This is a genomic window from Acinetobacter sp. YH01008 (assembly GCF_013420435.1).
Taxonomy (GTDB): Bacteria; Pseudomonadota; Gammaproteobacteria; order Pseudomonadales; family Moraxellaceae; genus Acinetobacter; species Acinetobacter pseudolwoffii.
The window spans coordinates 40,951-59,031 of the sequence record NZ_VOYD01000017.1 but is presented as its reverse complement, the minus strand read 5'-3'; the positions used below and the strand labels follow the sequence as shown (position 1 = coordinate 59,031).

Sequence of the window (18,081 nt, the reverse complement as noted above, 5' to 3'; positions counted from 1 at the left end):
CTATGTATGCGACTGAGGAAGATTTGGTCGCACGATTTGGTGATGAGATTGAAAATCTAAAAACGATGCTTCCTTCTCAGTCCTCAGTAACTGATGCAATTCAGGATGCGACAGAGGAAATTAACGGCCACATTGGTGGTCGTTATCCTTTGCCGCTTCCCAATGTGCCCAGTAATTTAAAGCGTATGGCCTGTGATATTGCACGCTATCGTCTTTACTTCCAGCAACCCACCGAAGAGGTGCGTCAACGCTATGAAGATGCAATTGCATTCTTAAAACGTGTTGCTGACAACAAGGCACATCTGCAGATTCAGTTACCGGAAACAAGCCAGATCGTGGATGACCAACCCAAAGGACGACCTTCAACAGCGCCGGTTGGCACTTCGTATACCGGTGGTGTATTTGGTGATGCCACTTTAGACATGATGCCCAGCATGAAGTGAGGTGCTTATGGCTTTTGCAATAACCATTCAGGCAGATAGTTCACCGATTGAAGCGGTGCTTAATCAATTAGGTAACTTTGATTCTTTAAAGAACCAGTTGTTTGATGAGATTGGTGCTGGGCTTGTGAATAGTGTTCAGCATCGGTTTTTAACCGGTACTGGTGTGGATGGTAACCCGTGGAAGATTTCATGGAGAGCCAAGCTGCAAGGTGGCGAAACGCTACGTGATACTGGCCGCCTAATGAATTCCTACACACACAATGTACTTTCAAGTGGTGTGGAGGTGGGTACAGATGTTGCGTACGCACCACATCTGCATTACGGCGCAACAATCCTACCCAAGAATGGCCAATACATCACTTTTGCAGTGGGTGGCCAATATCGGAAAGTTAAGCAATCCATTATTCCACCTCGGACTCAACTCGGTCTTGATGCGGAAGATGAAGTTATGGTTTTGGATATTGTCGGGAGTTTTATAGATGAGCACCTTCTTCGCGGTACGTGATGAGATTGCAGAAAAACTGAAAGAGATTCCAGAATTTCTAAAGATCTATACGCCGTTGAATTCAGTCAGCGTAACAGAGATGTCACAGGTCACGCCGTCTGCACACGTCAATTTTGTTCGTATCGACAAGAAAGCCAGTGCAGGTCGTGGAAGTATTAACCAGATCGGTCAGCAATGGGCGGTCACTGTGGCATGCCGCAATGCTCAATCTCAGATGACTGATGGTCGGGCGGTAAGTGATGAAGCTGGTCTTTTAACTGAAAAAGTAATTCAGTTGCTTTCAGGCTGGCAGCCTCAGGCATCACGCACAGCCTTGGAATTCATTTCGGTACGCGATGGTTACAGTCCAGGCTTTGCATACATCACTATTATTTTTGAATCACAGAAATTCATTTAGGAGCCAGTCATGGCAAAACAATACAAGGCAACTCAGCCTGTCGGCCGCTTTCAAAAAGGCGATATGGTCGGCGGATTGGATGATGCTCAGATTAAAAAATTACTGGCAGATGGTGTGATTCAGGAACTTCCTGAAGCTAAAGCTGCTCCAGCCAAGAAAACCACAGGGGATGAAAAGTAATGGCTAAAGAATATATCTCGTTGCAGGGTAAATTCTATTTATCCAAGCTAACCAATGGTATTGCTGGCGCTATGCGTCATCTGGGCAACGTGCCCGATTTTGAACTTGAGATTGGTGCAGATGTTATTGAGCACCAGGAATCAACATCGGGCAATCGCACAACCGACTTCACGATGGTAAATACAACTTCTGTGAATTTCTCTGGAACACTTGAAGAAGTAGACAAAGACAATCTGGAGTACATCGTATCTGGTACCAACTCTGAAGTTGTAAGCAAAGCGATTGCTGATGAATCATTGGGTACTGTGGTTGCTGGTCAGGAAATCCAATTAAAGGGCTATAACTTATCAGAAGTGACCTTTAAGGACTCAACCAGCGGCACACCAAAAACACTTACTGATGATCAGTACACCGTGGATGCTAAGTTTGGTACTGTGATTTTCCATGATGTAGCAGACCTCACAATGCCGATCCTAGCCACCTATACAACAGGTGCTGTAACACATACCACTTTGGCAAATAACTTTAATGAAGAATATGAATTGTTCTTTAAAGGGGTGAATACAGCAAATGGTAAGCATATGGCAGTTCGTTTGTGGCGTACCAAGAAGTCACCAGAAACAACTTTCCCATTGATTCATGAAGAACTGGGTCAGTATGAAATTTCTGGTCAGGCCTTGTCTGATGTGAGTAAAGAAACAGATCCAACACTTGGCTTATATGGCCATATCGTAACGATTCCGGCAACAAGCTAACCCTATACAGGCACGAAAGAACTCCACGGCGCTATGCGTCTTTTTTTGTGCCTGTTTTTTAGATTCTTTTCATTTGCATTAAGCGATTAATGAAAACGAAAGGGATTTTTCCCACCACTTAATTAAACCGTCCTTATTGGGCGGTTTTTTTATGCCTGTTTTCAGGCAAACCACTGGCTAGGCTGATCCCCGAAAAGAAGATGGTCGTTTCGACTATTCATTGCATCTTCTTGCCAGTGTTTCTTTTTTAATGAGTAGTCGGAGCATATCAATGAATGCAATCGTAAAAATTGAAAATCAAACTCCATTTATTGAAGTTGAATTAAATGGAAAAGTTCAGCTCGGCGTGAACGCTCGTGATCTACATAAGATGCTGGAGAGTAAGCAGGACTTTTCAACATGGATTAAGCGCAGAATCTCCCAGTGCGGATTTGAAGATGGCTTTGATTACGTTCGCCTCCACCAAAAAATGGAAGCCAATAACGCCACTCTGATTGAATACATTATCTCAGTAGATATGACCAAGCACCTCGGAATGATGGAGCGCAATAAAAAAGGTCACGAGATCCGCAAATACTACATCGAGCAAGAGGAATTAGCCCGTCAACTCAAAGATGGGCTACAGGTGCGAATTGGTAAGCTTTCAGCACAACTTGATCTGATTACGCAATCCTTGTCAGGTGCAGCAAGCTTCCTATCAATTCATGGCAAGCAAACAAAACCAGCCATGCTTAAAGAATTGGATGATCTGATCAAAGAAGCGCAACCAAGCCTAGACTTTGAAGATGATCAATAAATAAAACCCTTCTGGATTTCAAATCTGAAAGGGAAAACCAACGCCACCTTCGGGTGGCTTTTTCGAGACCCCATCATGAATGATTTTTTTCTAGCAACGAATCGAAGCATCAAAATCAATGACATTGAAGTACGTCAGATCCAGATGAAAGACTTCGACATCTGGGCAATACATGCTGAAGCTCTAAAGAACTTCATCAAAGACCAAAATCATTCAGATGAGATTTTGACAGAGCTACTCAAAGCTCATGCTGTACAAGTCATTTCAACAATGGCATGTGTGACAGATTTAAACCAAGAATCACTGGTAAAGCTCGCCGTAGATGAACAGGGATTTAAAGAACTACTTAAAGCTGTATTGCTGGTCAACCAATCGTACTTTAAATACGAAAAGCCAAAGCGTGGTATCAAAAAGAAAGATGACTCCACCTGGTTCGACTCATTCCAGTTTCTGGTATCAATGGGCCATCAGCATGGCGAAATCATGGAAATGACCTACGGCGCATTCCAGTGCTACGTTAAGGCAGCAAACAAGATGTATAAACAGGGAATATTTAATAACGCCGTTGCAGCACGTGTCGCTCAATCTGATAAGAAAGGCTTTGAGTCATTTAAAAAAGAAATGGTCTCTGATTGATCAAGCACCTCCCTAAAGTTATGATGCGTAAATAACTATTTAGGGGGTTATTGTGAAAAAATTATTATTAGCTTTATGTTTAGTGTCGGGGTTCACGTATGCAGAAAGGACAACTACCAGCATTCGCACTCCATCTGGTGATTTGGTAAGAATTGGGGATAGCCATCAGGCGCTTAAGGATAAACTTGAAGTAAGTAAACCTAGATTTTATGTTCTTGAAGATGGAAGACTTCACTGTGCTGCTACTGAGTATGTAAAACAGGTAGATTTACAGGAATATACCGTCATTTTATGTCGAGATAGAATTGTGAAAATTCTTTGGCGTAATCTTTAAGCGAGATATCAAATGAAGTATTTAATTATTGGTATCTTAGTTCTGGCCTCCGGTATGTTTTATTTCATGTATCAGAGCAATAAGGCATCAGCTGAAAGATTACAACAGGCTGAAATTGCTCATCAGCAAAAATTAGAGCAGGAAAAAATTGATGCTGCAAACGCTGCCAAGTCTGCTGCAGAAAAGAAAGCTCAAGCTGAATTAGATCGCATTAAGCTTAATGAGGCTAATCAAAAGGCAGAACAGGATAAAGAGCGCGCTCAAATTGAAGTTGCCGCCCAAAAGGTTAAAGATGGCTTAATAGATTCCGATTCAGCTAAATTTAGAAATCAAAAGGGTAGTTGTGGTGAGGTAAACGCCAAAAACAGAATGGGTGGATATACAGGCTTTTCGCGCTATATCTACTTCCCAGAAGATAAGAGTGTAATCATTGAGTCTGATGCAAAAGATGCAATATTTACACCTCAAATAATGGACAGACTTTGGTCTTCCAAGTGTAGTTAACAAAAGCACCTTCGGGTGGTTTTTTAGTACCAAAAAAGCAAAAAGCCCGTGACTCGTAATCATGGGCTTTTTTGTTTCCAACCCAAAGGGATTAAAAACCATAAATGAGCGACAAGGATAACAAATTTTCATTAAAGTTTCTAGGAGCAACAATGGAAGCAATGAACTTAAAACCAGAGAATTTTGTGAAAGTATTTTGGCACTTGGCCTTTATTGCAGTTTTTATAATGGCTGCATCTTTCCTGATACAGGTCGCCAAATTTTACTTAGGAATGTAATTGTGAATTCAATTAAATAAAGCCGACCCAATAAGAGGTCGGTTTTTTTATATCTGCTGCGCCTCTAGGCGCTTTTTTAGTACCTAAAATTTAGAGGTCAGCATGTCTGGTAAGAATTTAACATTTAAGCTGGTGATGGATGCGGATACAAAAGCTTTTGTTTCCAATATGCATCAGTCAGAGAAAGCAGCAAAGGATGCATTTGCAGCACTTAAGAATGGATCAGCCAGTGTTGTAGGTGATACCAATAGTGCAACAAAAGAGGTAGATCAGCTTGGCAACCAATCTCAAGAGACAGCTCAACAAGTAAAGCAGCTTGATAAAGAATTAGAAGCAACATCACAAGAGTTACAACAAACAGAGCAGGCTTCAAAAGGTGCGTCAGGGGAGTTGCAGGGCTTAAAAATCGGCTTTAATGCTCTAACCGGGGCTTTAGCTGCTCTCGGTATTGGCACCACGGCAATGGAAATTGCACAGACTGCCGATGAGTATAAAAACCTATCTGGTCGTCTATCAATAGCAATTGGAGAGCATGGCAATCTACAAAAAGCCATGGATGATGTTAAAAATGTCGCCATTAATACCAACTCTAATTTAACCGCAACTGGTGATCTATATTCTCGACTAACCAAGATTGGCCAAGAGATGAAGTGGCCGCAAGAACAGGCGCTTTCTTTAACTGAAACAATTAACAAAGCCATTCAGGTGGGCGGTGGATCTGCCGCATCCAATGAAGCAGCTATTACTCAACTTAACCAAGCATTAGGTTCAGGTGTACTTCGCGGTGATGAATTCAACTCGATCATGGAGCAGTCGCCACGATTAGCTCAAGCGTTGGCTGATGGGCTTGATGTAACCACCGGTAAATTGCGCGAAATGGCTGGTGAGGGGAAGCTTACAACTGATGTTGTAACAAAGGCTTTATTAAGCCAAAGCGAAGCAATTAGTGCTGAATTCGCTAAATTCCCCACAACAATCGGTGCATCAATTGAAAATCTTAAAACTGCATGGACGGTTTATATTGGTGAGGCGGATGCTGCTACTGGTGCAAGCTCTAAAGTTGCAGAAGCTATTAAGTTTGTTGCTGAAAACTTGGATACGATTGTCTCTACGTTGATGTTGGCTGGTCAGGCATTTGTAGCATATAAGGCTCTAAACATCGGTCTAATGTTCTTGGATAAAGCGAATAGCGTTAAAGCTGCATCATTAGCTATTACTCAAGAAACCACCTCGGTTGTAGCCAATACGCAGGCGCAAATAGCGAACGCTAACGCAACTAGAGCAACTGCTGTGGCTAAAGGACAGTTAGCAACATCTGCAGCAACAGCTACTGCCTCTGCTGGTACAAGCCTAATGGGCTTGGTAGGCCGTCTAGGCACCTTGGGTATTGCTATTACCTCACTCGGTGTGATGGGTGTGGCTGTTGTCGGCATGCTTACCCCACTCGGAGAGTGGATGGGTGAAGCTGCCGCAAAAGCAATGGGTTATGGCGAAGCTATTGAGAAACTAGAGAAACAGCAACTTCTCGAAGCAGCTCAAGCTAAAGTGGCGGCCGAAATTAAGGCAGAGCAGGCAGCTGCCGCAGAGAAAGCCAGAGATAAGACCTACCAATTAACAGAAGAATCAAAAAAGCTTATTACAGCGTTTGATGAGTTAATTAAAAAAGGCGAGTCAGTAACCGATTCACTCGAAAAGCTTCAAGATGCTTTGGTGTTTGATTCCACAAAAGGTATTAATGATTCAGTAACAGCCCTGGTGGTACTTGAGCAGCAGGGAAAGATAACCGCTGAACAACTCAAGGTATCGCTTAAAGCTGCAATGGCAACTGAAGACCTTGTGGTGTTCTCAGCAAATGCAAAGGCTGCTTTTGCTGGTACTTCTTTTGAAGCTCAGAAGATGGCACTCATTGCTGAACAAGCAATGATCTTGGCTGTGGAGCGTACCGGATATAGTTTCGAGCAACTCCAAGGAAAAGGGTCGGCAGCATCAAGATCACTAATAAATGATATTCAAACCATTATTGGTAGTCTTGATGAACTAAAGCGCCAAGGTCTTGATACCGCTTTTGCACTCAACCAATCGATCAGCAAGGCAGTCAATGGTGCTGAAACTATTCAGCAACTTGGTGCTATCCGAAGCCAAATCAACAGCCTTAAGAGTGAGCTTGGTGAAACTGTAGTGAATGGGCTTTTGCAGCAAGTGGAAGCTCAGGCATTCAATATTAATCGCCAACTTGATGAGATGACAGCAGGCGTCAACTCTGTAAATGAGGCCTTTTCGATATTTGGTTTGCGGTCTCGCGATGAAGCCAAAATAATAGCTGCTGAATATAAAGCGGCATATGAGGTTTTGCTTAAAAGTGGCCAGGCTTCAACTGATCAACTTCAGCAAGCATTCAGGAAATATGCCGATGTAGCCATTCAAGCTAATGGCGGTATCGTGGATGGTTTTACTAGATCTCAAGCCTCAGCTTTGGATTTAGAGGTTCAGGTAGATGAGACTGGGAAAACTGCGATCAAATCCATGGATGAATGGGAAAAAGCGAATCACCGTGTCAGAGACTCTGCGCGTGGTATCGGTGATGGCTTCCGTCATGCCGGTCAAGTGGCACGCGAGGAGGCCAAAACATCTGCTGAAGCTTGGGCTGACGCAGTCAATAAGGCCAAAGGCGAATTTGATAAAGCCATGAAGCAGCAGAGCAAGGCACTCGGCAGTTTGGATAACTATGATTCTTATAACAGGAATGATGTTATCTCTATGCTGAAATCTCAAGGTTATGACGATAAAGATGCCAAAAAGCTGGCTGGCAATATCTGGTCGCAAGCCATGGAAGCGGATCGTGATGCCAAGATGGAGAGTTACGGTCGAGGTGGTGGGGCTTTGAGTACCTTGATTCGAAGTATGTTTGACCAGGCTGCAGCCAAGGGAATTACTACTCAGCACGGTACCAACAAGATTAATGAGTTGATGCGCAGTATCAATGTGGCTTCAACTGGTACCAACCTGAATGACTATGCGCCGTCTATTCCTTCTGCACCATCAGTTAGAGATATTGACTCTACTCCAAAGACTACAATTCGGATCGAAACTGGTAATGGGCAGTATGTGGATGCACAGGTTGATGCTAATCAAGTAGACCCATTAACCCAAATCCTTAAACAACTAGGAACACTTAAGGGTTCAACATGAAATTAATCCGCTTAGCAACATCCGAAACCGTCCCATTAGAGGACGGTTTTTTATGGCCTGATGAATTTTCATGGAAGGCTATTGAACAGAATCAGGCCTATACCATGGATGGCACTTTGATCATTCAGGAGGGCAAAAAGAAGTCCGGCCGACCTATCACTCTACAACCGGCAGATCCACAAATGGGCTGGATCAAGCTACGTGAACTGCGGACTGTTTTGGAGTGGTCAAAACTGCAAGATGAAAATTTCAGACTGCAGTTTGAGCAACCACATGATAGCCGGCAATTCACCGTCAAATTTAACCACCAGGATGGGGCTTTAGAGGCCTCACCGGTGAAAGGAATTCCAGCGGTATCACTGGATGATTATTTTAATGTGACCTTGCGCTTTACGGAGTTAGACGATGGCGATTGAAACTAAGGATTTAGTAATCTACAAGTCTGAACGCTTGACGGACAACGCTGATGGCGGTGGTAAATACTCTGGTGTTGTGGTTCAGGATGGCATCAGTAACAACCTGTTCAATGATGTGTCTGAGATGGATCGCACCATGGGTGATGTATCCATGCGCAAGGTCTTTCCTGCAGTTATCACAGAAGATACCGATCTATTGATGGGTGCAACGGTCTTTGTGTCTGAACTGCCTGCGGATCCAAACGTATCTGCATTGCTTTTTAGCACCAAAAACTGGACTGATGAACGCCAGTCTGCCCAGAACCGTGTAGAAAACTATCTAGCCAAAGGTGGTCAGATTGCCGGTACACCACTGGACACCCACTGGAAAGGTATGTCATCACTTCAGGTGGCTATGTTTCCACAAGAAACTGAATCATCCGTTGGGGATACGGTTGTCCTGATCAGTGATGAAGGTAAGGCTTTAGAGCGTGAGCAGTACGTGCGAATCACAAAAGTTGAGACTCGCACTGCCATTATGGTAGTGGATGGCAAAAACGTGGAATACAAGATTGCCACTTACTCATTAAATGATGCTTTGGAAATTGATTTTGTTGGTTTGTCTGCTCGGCAGTGGTATCAGGGCGGCACATCAAAGACCATTATTCGTGACACACTTGTGGCTGATACCGGCCTGTATTACTCATCTACAGCGCTGGCATCTGATGCCAATGTGGGTGAGTTCACAGTCAATGCTAAAAGTATCTTTGCACAGCTGATTCCATCTGCCCAGACTGAAACGCCAATTATTGATGTGAATGCAGCGGGTGAAAGTGTGGTACTGGTCGCAGGTAACGAAGGCACCATTACAGCCAATTATCCAAACATGGTAATTGGTGTCAGTCAGAACCTGTATATCGGTTCTGCTGTGATTCCATCAAGTGTGGCTTTCACATTACAAGGTCAGCAGATCACCGACCAAGGCGGACTACTTAAAAATACTCAAGGCACTCAAGTTGGTACGATTGATTATCAGCGCGGTCTGATTCAATGGACTGCAGCGGCGCCAGCCGGCACTGTAAGTTTGAATATCACGTTCAAGCCAGCAGCTGCACCGAATCAGTATTACCAGAGTCATGCCATTCCGGTGACTCAAAATAACCAAAGCACCAACTGGACTGGAGTGTTGATTCCAATTCCTGCACCTGGTGCACTTTCGATTTCATACATGTCGCAGGGCAAGTTCTATGAGCTTAAAGATGATGGTTCGGGCCAGTTAAAAGCATCAAGCCCATCGTTTGGCTCAGGCATGATCAACTATGAAACTGGATCATGGTTACTCACTACAGGCGCTTTGCCTGATGTAGACACACCAATCCTGCTGAACTGGGGGACACCGATTGCAACCTATCAACGAGCTGATTTACCTGTGCTGCCTGCAAAAATTCCATTTGAACTGGATCATCAGGCAGTGGCAGCAAATAGCCTGACGATCAGCTGGATGCTAAATGGTGTGGCCAAGTCAGCAACATCGAATGCAATGGGAAATTTAACTGGTGATGCAACCGGTTTTGTGAATAGTGCTCTAGGTATTGGTGAAATCATTCCAAATGAGTTGCCGCAAAAAGGCGTGGTATTCACTATCACTTATGATTATGGCGACAAGAAAGAGCAGGCGGTACCGCCAGTTATTCCAAACGCAAGTCAACAGATCAATTTTACCGTAGGAACCGGCAATGCATTACAGCCAAACTCTGTGATGCTAGAAATCCCGTTAACATCAAATTTAGGTGATCAGGTCACACTGGTTGTTATTGATGATGGGCTCGGAAATCTGAAAGATGGCTTTGGTGCCACGCAGGGCACAATAAATTACACAACAGGCGCTGTGGTAATGACTCCAAGTATTGTCACTGGCTACTTCTATGAAAAAGAAGTAGCTAAGCCACCGGTAAATAGCGCAACTACCGCGACCGTTAAAATTGGCTCTAGTAGCAGTTCTGGGTCCTCATCAGCAATCCCATCAGTAACCGGAACCGCTGTAACGCAATACAAAATGCAAGTCAACCCGTGGGTTGGCTATGTTTCAGCATAATAGGTGAAATTATGACAATTTATCAGTCGCAACCAAGTAATGTGGTGCTTTCAAGTACAACATATAAAGCCTATAGCGAAACTACTGGGATTAAGGCGCATTATCGAGACACATCGGGTACCAATAGCTCAACCGAAACTGTGCAAGCAGATGCAATGAAATTTGATCTAACCTATGGATTTAGTGAACAGATTTTATCTGGATCGGTTCGCTTTAAACTCGGTGACAGCACCTTCATTGATCGAGATGGTTTGATTTATCGTAATGTGAATCCGGCCAATAATAGCGGTATTCAGTCAGGTGTCATTCAATACGGCACCGGGATTATTGAAATCGATTCCTGGACGCCGAACGCAGATAACACGATTACTCTGGAATCCTTAACCACTACAACCGACCTGTTGCCGGTCAATAAGATCAGCTTTAGAACCCCGATCATGCCGATCCGACCACAATCATTAACTGTGGTGGTGGGAACAATTGAATATGGCCAGCTAACACTGACCGCTGACGAAAATGGCGTGATCGAAACAAGCCGGGCGCATGGCCAAGTGAATTGGGATAATGGTTTTGTCACGATTTACTTCTACATTAAAACCAAAATTACTGAAGCGAATCGCGCAGAGATTGAGGAACACGATTGGTATGACCCGCTGCTGGAATATCAGGAGGGAGTCGATACTTATATCAATGTGCCGGTCTGGGTCGATGCTTCATCCGTGCGCTATAACGCTGTGGCTTATACCTATATTCCTTTGGATTCTGAAATCTTAGGTCTGTCTGCTACACGTTTGCCGATTGATGGCCGGGTGCCAATCTTCCGTGTTGGTGGCATTGGAATCGTCAGTTCAAGCAAGTCTCAAGAATTACCAAGTGCGATTGCGGGTACTACCTATGATCTAAATGATCAGCGCATTTCATGGGCTGAACTTGAAGACAGCAACGGCAGGAAAGTAGCTTTTGATTTGTACACAGTTGATTATGACTATGGTCGTGTAACTCTGGGTGGTGACTTCTTGCTGGGTAATCTGGTTGCACCACTGACAGTGAAATACCGCTATCAGGATATGGGCCTGATCCGTGATGTGCAGATCAATGGCCAGCTGACATTTACCAAGCCACTGACGCATAACTATGATGCCGTGAACACAATTGTTGGATCAGCCTTGGTTATTGGTGACATGCAGGCACGATATACCAGAAAGTTCGTACAAGGCTCATGGAATGGCGCTTGGGCAGATGAGCCTGTTGGGGCAACCATACCAGCCAATTACAACGATGCGCTGTATCCATTCATGGTGAAAAATAAAGGCGCTATTCAAGAGCGTTGGTATATCCAGTTTACAAACTCAACAGAATTCCGATGTATTGGGGAATACTCTGGTCAGATTGGCACCGGTAACGTTAATGCCGACTATGCACCGATCAACCCGGTCACTGGTGTTCCATATTTTATGATCAAAAAAGAAGGTTGGGGTTCGGGATGGGCTAATGGGAATGTTCTGCGCTTCAATACAGTCGCTGCAAACTTCCCAGTTTGGGTAATTCGCACTGTAAAGCAATCTGAACCGGCGGTATTGTCAGACCAATTTCAGATCATGCTACGTGGCGACATTGATCGCGTACTATAAATAGCAATTTAATATATGACCGCAATTGCGGTCTTTTTTGTGGAAAAAATAATGAGCGGAAAAGTTAAATGGTTTACATCATCCAACATTAATGCACCAACGCTCGATAACAATTGGGGCGCATTAGTTAATGTGCTTTCTAAATGTTTGATCGATGGTTATGGTGCACAAACACTTTTAAATATTGTGATTGAAAATGGAGTGGCAATTGCATCGTTTGGTACTGCACACAAGCTTGAAATGTTCCAGTGTGTTGAAATCTCAGGATCAAGCAATAGTGTGCTCAATGATGAATTTAGAATCTTGGGCGCAACCTCTACTACGATTGAATTTTTAATTGATCTACCGGATCAAACTATTACTGAAACACTAAGTTGCCGGCTTGCGCCACTCGGTTGGTCAATGCCGTTTAGTGATACGGGTCGCGCTGTTTTTCAGGCAAAGGATACCAGTAAAAACCCATATTATTTACGGGTCGATAATACCTGTGATCCGCTACATACGCCTACACAGGCCAAATTTGCGAAAGTGGGTATTCTTGAATCTTGTACTGGTATTGGTGACATTGGTGGCAATCAGGCACCATTTGATCCCACAGCCCCTACAAAAAATTGGATTGGTGAAGGGTCATATATCGGCTGGGCGAAATGGCCTTATGCAACAGCCGACACCGGAGGAGCGTATTACGCTTTAAGTGAGAACGCGGTCAATGGGGTAAGGTCGTGGATATTGGTCGGTGATGATGAGAATTTTTACATCATGCCAAGTGTCGCGATTGAAACATCAAAAAACCAGTATAAAGATTATTCACTATGTCATGCTTTTGGTATTTTCGATGGTTTGGATTGTCCATATATTGCGGCATGGCATGAATATAATACAATCGGCAGTTCAAGTTATGGCGGTAATAGTGCATTCACAGGGTCTAGTGCAGGCTTTTTAATACTACTTAAAAATAAAAATGGCACGTATGTGCAGGGCAATTATTCAAATTCAAATGACACGCGCCTACAGTACGGCATCGATAAATCAGGTTTTTCAGGCTACGCAGATTTATATAATTATGATGCAGCTCAAGGTCCGATGCACTGTGCTTTTCTTGCGCGCGATGTGCTTAATAACTATTTAGGCGAAGTACCACTTGCGAGAGTTTCGCTTAATTATTTCGCACCAGGAGTTCTGCCCAATATTACAGTTTTTAGTGATGGTAATCGCGCATATCTTAGAAAGAAGCTCATGGGTTCGTCTATTCGTGCAGGGTCGATTATTTTTGATTTAGGGGAGATTTAAATGCGATTGGATATTTCACCAGAAAATCTAAGCAACAACCATACAAGCACAAAATCCCTCATCAAAGGTCAGATACGACATGACGGTGTGCCGATCTCATGCGAAGTGGTCGTATTGGATCGTACATCAAAAGCAGTCAACTCAAGAGTGCGAAGTAAAGTCGATGGTAGCTTTTTGGCTTGGGGTTCACATGCTAGATATAACATCGTGATGGCTGTAGATCCGAACAATGACCACAACATTGCATCGCAAGACAGGGTGAAATAATGATTCAAGTCTCAAAAAAGGCGGGGCTTTTAGCCTTGCAAGCACATGCTCAGTTTTTGGATAGCGGTAGTGGATCAGCATATTTTGTGTATTACTCAGACACAAAACCAGCAAGCATTGAAACAGCCGCGAATCCAGCAAATGCCTTGTGTGCGCTAACATTACCTGAGCCGTGTTTTAAACAATTATTGAGTGACGGTATTGAGTTGCACGAAACAGACACTGCGCTTGCAACGCAAGCAGGCACAGCAACTTGGGCGCGTTTGTATAATGGAAAAAATGAAGCATATGCTGACTTCAAAATAGGTACTGAAGATGCTGACATTATTTTAAATAGTGTCAATATCGCACTTGGTTCAAGTCAAAAACTCGACAGCATTATTCTTAAGCTATTTTAAAACGAGGTGGTTATGTCTTATACACCACCAAATAAGCACAATGTTTATTTAAATTTTGAGCAAATCAGCACGCCACAGAGTCGCTTTAATCTGGTTTTAAATTTTGGTGCAAATACACCAAGTTTAAATCAATTAAATACTCGTATTGACACTCGGATTTCAGTACAAATTAGCGGTACAAATACTGAGATTTTCATTAATCGCGGTCAATTAAATGCTCAAATTGACACGCGCGTTAATGCGAAAATCAGTGGTTTAAATTGGGAAAATGTCGATAATCGCGGGCGATTACAAGCAAGCTTATGTACTGATATTGAGTCAAGTTTAATAGGTATAAATGATATCAATCATCTGGTTGGTGTGTCATACGGCTTTAATATGAGGTACCAGAAAGCGATTGCATGCCTAAGTACGACAGAAATCCCTTGGGCCAAACCAATTTTAAGAGTCTCCAAAGAGGCTCTTTTTTATGACTTAGGCTTGGTGATTTCCAATCAGGCAAATATTCAGTATGAGCAAGCAGGATCATTAACTCGGGCGATTAGATCCCTGCATGAGCAAGCAACCGGTTTAAGTTCGGATGCCTATGTGATATGGGAAGAAGGCGATAAGCGCTTTATTCACCAGCGCTATTTACATGAAGAAACCATTAAACTGCGTCATAACCGCGAAACTGTTTGGCAGGAGATGATTCGCAGACGTAAGACCTTTACTTATTCACATGAAGTGGCTCAAGTATTCGAACACCGATTTTCGTTTGAATGGGATAAAGGGCTTGAGATTGTTACCAAGTCAGACCTGCCTTGGGATAAAGCCAATGCTATTCACTACCGCAAGCACCCAGTAAAGCCTTGGCCTAAACCGATTGAAAGACCTAAACGACAACCAGTTATTCTCAACTTTTGCTGTCCGGCAAGAAATAATGGTCGTTTTGATGTTCAGCTGAACTTTGAAAAAGATCAATGCTCGAATTTACCCGTAAAACCAAAAAGGAACTGGTGGTATATCGTGAATGTATTAACAGCCGAGCGATTGGATACCGGCGAGAAGATTAAAGTCATGGATGGCACCTATAGCACTAGCCGGTCGCAATGGTGCTGGACTTACTCCATTACCGTGGCCCATACCGAGAAAGACAAGTTGCAGCCAATCGATGGGCAGCCGGTCATTTTAAAACTGGTCATCAATGGTTTTGAGCATCATGTCTTGCTAGAAGATCCAGAAGAAACCCGTCGTTTTGCTAGCGTTTTATATACCTACCCGGGTCGGAGTGTGACAGCTCTGAACTCTGATAAATATGGGCCTTTACGCTCATTTATCCAGGACAATGAACGTACCTCTGTTCAACTGGTTCAGGCTGAGTTGGATCGCGCTAATGCCAATACAATTCTGGACTGGAAGCTGATCGATGAACTGGGTTGGATCGTTCCGACTGAAAGCCTGAGTTATGCCGAACTTGCGCCAATCGATGCAATCAAACAGGTGGTTGATGCAGGTGGTGGCTTTATCTATAGCCAGAAAGCCGGTAATACACTGACTATCTTACCCCGGTACCAGAAAGGTTATTGGGATGCGATGATGGTGGATGATTACGATATTCTGTTATCTGAAAGTCTGGTGATGCAGCAAAATATAAAACAGAACGATGAATATATCGCTGACTTTAATGCCATTACTGTAGTGAATAGTCGTAGCGGTGAAAGTCTGAAAGTACAGCAACGAGGAACTTCAGGCGATGTGCCACTAGAAACAGTCACGGGGCCATTATTTAATGTGGTATCGGGTGCGAGTTATGGCAAAAATGAATTGGTCAAAGCCAATATTCAAGAGCTGCATACTTTCTCGGATATTCCGGTCAGTCAAGAAATTGGCGAGATGCTACCCGGTAAATCGATTGCATTTAATGGCCAGTGGTGGGGCGTGATTGATTCAGTTTCAGGTAGTTTCTCACATGAAAAAGTGAATGAAACTATTACAGTGGAGCGCATCAGCCGTGAATAACCCTTTATTTGAACTACGCAAGCTGCTTAATCCTACTCACGCTGAATATATCGGCACCATTACATCAGCGAATCATCCAGAGTATCGGGTGCAGATCGACGGCGGATCTGGTCCTGTGCTGTGCACATCTGGTACAGCCTACAATTTGGGTGTCCGAGTATTTGTCTCAAATCAAGTGATTTTAAGGCCGGCACCCACTGGACAGCATTCAGAAATAGAAGTCTAAACTTAAACAACAGCACCTTCGGGTGCTTTTTTATTACCAAAATTTAAGGGGATGTATGGCTAAAGGGGATGTATATGGACTTTCTTAGTCAGGTATTGGAAAGCATAAAGAACCATTCACACATCCTTTTTACAGGTGTGCTGGGTGCAACTTTTGGCTTTCTATTAAGCAAGGAGCCAACCCGGGATCGCTGGATAGGATTCTTTGCTGGTTTCATTTTATGTGTGGTCTTTGCTGAGCCAGCAAGCTTGTTTCTTGCTAATGGCAAGTACCCTGAGCTATTTGGTTTTGTCTTGGGTGCTGCTGGTAAGAGTACAGCTGAAGCATTATTAAGTTTGGCTCGATCAAGACTTCTTGGTTTAGTCAAAAAGGAGAATGAAGATGCTACTAATCATAAGTAAGACGGCATTGGTATTGTTTTTGATTTCGTTTGGAATCATGGTATTCCATCCAAAAATTCAACTACCAAAGCACATCGATTTTCTTTTGATGCTGTCAATTATTTTTGGAGTGGCACTTTTTGTTAAAGATGAGTATTCGCCAAGTCCGGCCGGAACCCTTTTTTACACTACAGTAAGTATTTTATTCGCACTCTTTACCCGACAACTCTATATTTGGGGTAAGGGTGGTGCACGTCCTAAATTTTTTAATACGGATAAAGATGGTGACAATCCATGAAATATATTTTTGATTTCTTGCGAAAGATTAGCGGCGGAAAACTCACCCAGAAACAGGTTGATGCTGCTGACAAACTGATTGCAACTGCTTACGATGATGTCACCAGTATGCTGGGTATCGCTACGGATGAAATGCATATCAGCCCAAGTGGTATTGATCTGATCCGTAATTTTGAAAGCCTACGGCTCAATGCCTACGATGATGGCGTGGGTGTATGGACCATTGGTTATGGCACCACAAAACACCCAAATGGTATTCGTGTCAAAAAAGGGGATACCTGCACACTGGAACAAGCCAAAAGCTACATGCAACATGACTTGAAAAAATTCGAGCAAACCGTCAATAGCGCAGTCAATGTTCCGATCAATCAGAATCAGTTTGATGCCTTGGTTTCATTGGCCTATAACATTGGACCTACCGCATTTGAAGAATCCACTTTGGTCAAAAGGCTGAATGAGAAAAATTATAAGGCGGCAGCTGATCAATTTGGCTTATGGGTAAATGCTCGTGGCAAACGCCTGCAAGGTCTGGTGAATCGCAGGAAAATTGAAATGGAGTTATTTTTAAAATGACTCTAAATCTATTATGGCAATATAAACACTGGATCGCAATTGCGGTCTTTTTTGTTTTATGGGTCGGGCAAATTGCCTATACCAACCACTTAGGCGGGAAGCTACGCAAAGCCAGTGAGCAATGCACAGCCAAAATTCAAGAAATTGAACAGAAGCATCTCAAAGCTTTAACTGAAAAACAAAATCAAATTAACCAGATGAGTGCGGATTATGAATCAACAAAATCAAAGCAGCGTGTGCAGGTCGAAGCAGTTACACGTGAAGTGCAAAAGATCATTGATCGTCCTGTGTATCTCAACCATTGCTTTGATGATGACGGCCTGCAGCAACTCAACTCACTTATCGCCAGTGGTGCCAGCAAACCTCCTTGAGCCTTGTCCTGATTTGCAAAAACTGGAATCAGGGCAGGGTAAGGTTGCTTTGGTCTGGTCTATCGATGTGGTTGCTAAATATAACGATTGTAAGGCACGTCATGGTGCAATTGTGAAGGCCCTCAAGTGAGGGCTGCACA

21 protein-coding genes and 1 pseudogene are annotated in these 18,081 nt (G+C 43.4%); all 22 read left to right on the top strand.

The genetic code is table 11. The features are described 5' to 3' along the window. The first annotated feature begins 2 nt into the window (after positions 1 to 2). Positions 3 to 443: a gp436 family protein gene (locus FTT75_RS10655; RefSeq protein ID WP_180186393.1), complete on the top strand. Its 441-nt coding sequence runs from the start codon at positions 3 to 5 to the stop codon at positions 441 to 443. A gap of 7 nt (positions 444 to 450) precedes the next feature. Further along, complete coding sequence (locus FTT75_RS10650) at positions 451 to 948, top strand: phage virion morphogenesis protein (RefSeq protein ID WP_180186392.1); 498 nt, start codon at positions 451 to 453, stop codon at positions 946 to 948. Further along, positions 923 to 1,345, top strand: a complete 423-nt coding sequence (locus tag FTT75_RS10645; RefSeq protein WP_005104404.1) for a hypothetical protein — start codon at positions 923 to 925, stop codon at positions 1,343 to 1,345. Before FTT75_RS10650 ends, FTT75_RS10645 begins: the two co-directional genes overlap by 26 nt. A 9-nt stretch (positions 1,346 to 1,354) precedes the next feature. After that, positions 1,355 to 1,525, top strand: a complete 171-nt coding sequence (locus FTT75_RS10640; protein WP_180186391.1) for a hypothetical protein — start codon at positions 1,355 to 1,357, stop codon at positions 1,523 to 1,525. Beyond that, entirely contained in the window at positions 1,525 to 2,280 is a 756-nt protein-coding gene (locus FTT75_RS10635) for a hypothetical protein (protein ID WP_180186390.1), read from the top strand. The genes FTT75_RS10640 and FTT75_RS10635 overlap by 1 nt, the downstream gene beginning before the upstream one ends. Positions 2,281 to 2,551: 271 nt before the next feature. Continuing rightward, the gene (locus tag FTT75_RS10630; RefSeq protein WP_086044623.1) at positions 2,552 to 3,076 is read left to right on the top strand and encodes an antA/AntB antirepressor family protein; all 525 of its coding nucleotides are present in this window, start codon (positions 2,552 to 2,554) and stop codon (positions 3,074 to 3,076) included. 75 nt (positions 3,077 to 3,151) lie between these two features. Continuing rightward, positions 3,152 to 3,712 (top strand): hypothetical protein, encoded by a 561-nt coding sequence (locus FTT75_RS10625; RefSeq protein WP_180186389.1) that lies wholly within the window; start codon positions 3,152 to 3,154, stop codon positions 3,710 to 3,712. A gap of 52 nt (positions 3,713 to 3,764) precedes the next feature. Then, positions 3,765 to 4,046: a hypothetical protein gene (locus FTT75_RS10620; RefSeq protein WP_180186388.1), complete on the top strand. Its 282-nt coding sequence runs from the start codon at positions 3,765 to 3,767 to the stop codon at positions 4,044 to 4,046. 12 nt (positions 4,047 to 4,058) lie between these two features. Beyond that, positions 4,059 to 4,550 (top strand): hypothetical protein, encoded by a 492-nt coding sequence (locus FTT75_RS10615; RefSeq protein ID WP_081273081.1) that lies wholly within the window; start codon positions 4,059 to 4,061, stop codon positions 4,548 to 4,550. A gap of 380 nt (positions 4,551 to 4,930) precedes the next feature. Continuing rightward, entirely contained in the window at positions 4,931 to 8,017 is a 3,087-nt protein-coding gene (locus tag FTT75_RS15875; protein WP_257230367.1) for a tape measure protein, read from the top strand. Next, positions 8,014 to 8,433, top strand: coding sequence for a hypothetical protein (locus FTT75_RS10605; RefSeq protein ID WP_180186387.1), 420 nt, complete (start codon positions 8,014 to 8,016; stop codon positions 8,431 to 8,433). The genes FTT75_RS15875 and FTT75_RS10605 overlap by 4 nt, the downstream gene beginning before the upstream one ends. Further along, positions 8,423 to 9,824: pseudogene (locus tag FTT75_RS10600) on the top strand (hypothetical protein); the annotation flags it as partial. The gene FTT75_RS10605 and the pseudogene FTT75_RS10600, both read left to right, overlap by 11 nt. Before the next feature lie 694 nt (positions 9,825 to 10,518). Next, complete coding sequence (locus tag FTT75_RS10595; RefSeq protein WP_180186386.1) at positions 10,519 to 12,138, top strand: hypothetical protein; 1,620 nt, start codon at positions 10,519 to 10,521, stop codon at positions 12,136 to 12,138. A 15-nt stretch (positions 12,139 to 12,153) separates the two neighbouring features. Then, complete coding sequence (locus FTT75_RS10590) at positions 12,154 to 13,428, top strand: hypothetical protein (protein WP_180186385.1); 1,275 nt, start codon at positions 12,154 to 12,156, stop codon at positions 13,426 to 13,428. After that, the gene (locus FTT75_RS10585) at positions 13,429 to 13,695 is read left to right on the top strand and encodes a hypothetical protein (RefSeq protein WP_180186384.1); all 267 of its coding nucleotides are present in this window, start codon (positions 13,429 to 13,431) and stop codon (positions 13,693 to 13,695) included. After that, positions 13,695 to 14,093, top strand: coding sequence for a hypothetical protein (locus FTT75_RS10580; RefSeq protein ID WP_180186383.1), 399 nt, complete (start codon positions 13,695 to 13,697; stop codon positions 14,091 to 14,093). Before FTT75_RS10585 ends, FTT75_RS10580 begins: the two co-directional genes overlap by 1 nt. Positions 14,094 to 14,105: 12 nt before the next feature. Next, entirely contained in the window at positions 14,106 to 16,094 is a 1,989-nt protein-coding gene (locus tag FTT75_RS10575; RefSeq protein WP_180186382.1) for a hypothetical protein, read from the top strand. Further along, on the top strand, positions 16,087 to 16,320 hold the full coding sequence (locus tag FTT75_RS10570; RefSeq protein WP_180186381.1) for a hypothetical protein: 234 nt from the start codon (positions 16,087 to 16,089) through the stop codon (positions 16,318 to 16,320). Before FTT75_RS10575 ends, FTT75_RS10570 begins: the two co-directional genes overlap by 8 nt. A gap of 74 nt (positions 16,321 to 16,394) precedes the next feature. After that, positions 16,395 to 16,721: a hypothetical protein gene (locus FTT75_RS10565; protein ID WP_180186380.1), complete on the top strand. Its 327-nt coding sequence runs from the start codon at positions 16,395 to 16,397 to the stop codon at positions 16,719 to 16,721. Further along, positions 16,702 to 16,998: a hypothetical protein gene (locus tag FTT75_RS10560; RefSeq protein WP_180186379.1), complete on the top strand. Its 297-nt coding sequence runs from the start codon at positions 16,702 to 16,704 to the stop codon at positions 16,996 to 16,998. The genes FTT75_RS10565 and FTT75_RS10560 overlap by 20 nt, the downstream gene beginning before the upstream one ends. Further along, a complete protein-coding gene (locus FTT75_RS10555) occupies positions 16,995 to 17,570 on the top strand; it encodes a lysozyme (RefSeq protein ID WP_180186378.1) in 576 nt (191 codons plus the stop codon). The genes FTT75_RS10560 and FTT75_RS10555 overlap by 4 nt, the downstream gene beginning before the upstream one ends. Beyond that, a complete protein-coding gene (locus FTT75_RS10550; RefSeq protein WP_180186377.1) occupies positions 17,567 to 17,941 on the top strand; it encodes a hypothetical protein in 375 nt (124 codons plus the stop codon). Before FTT75_RS10555 ends, FTT75_RS10550 begins: the two co-directional genes overlap by 4 nt. The last annotated feature ends 140 nt before the right edge of the window (positions 17,942 to 18,081 follow it).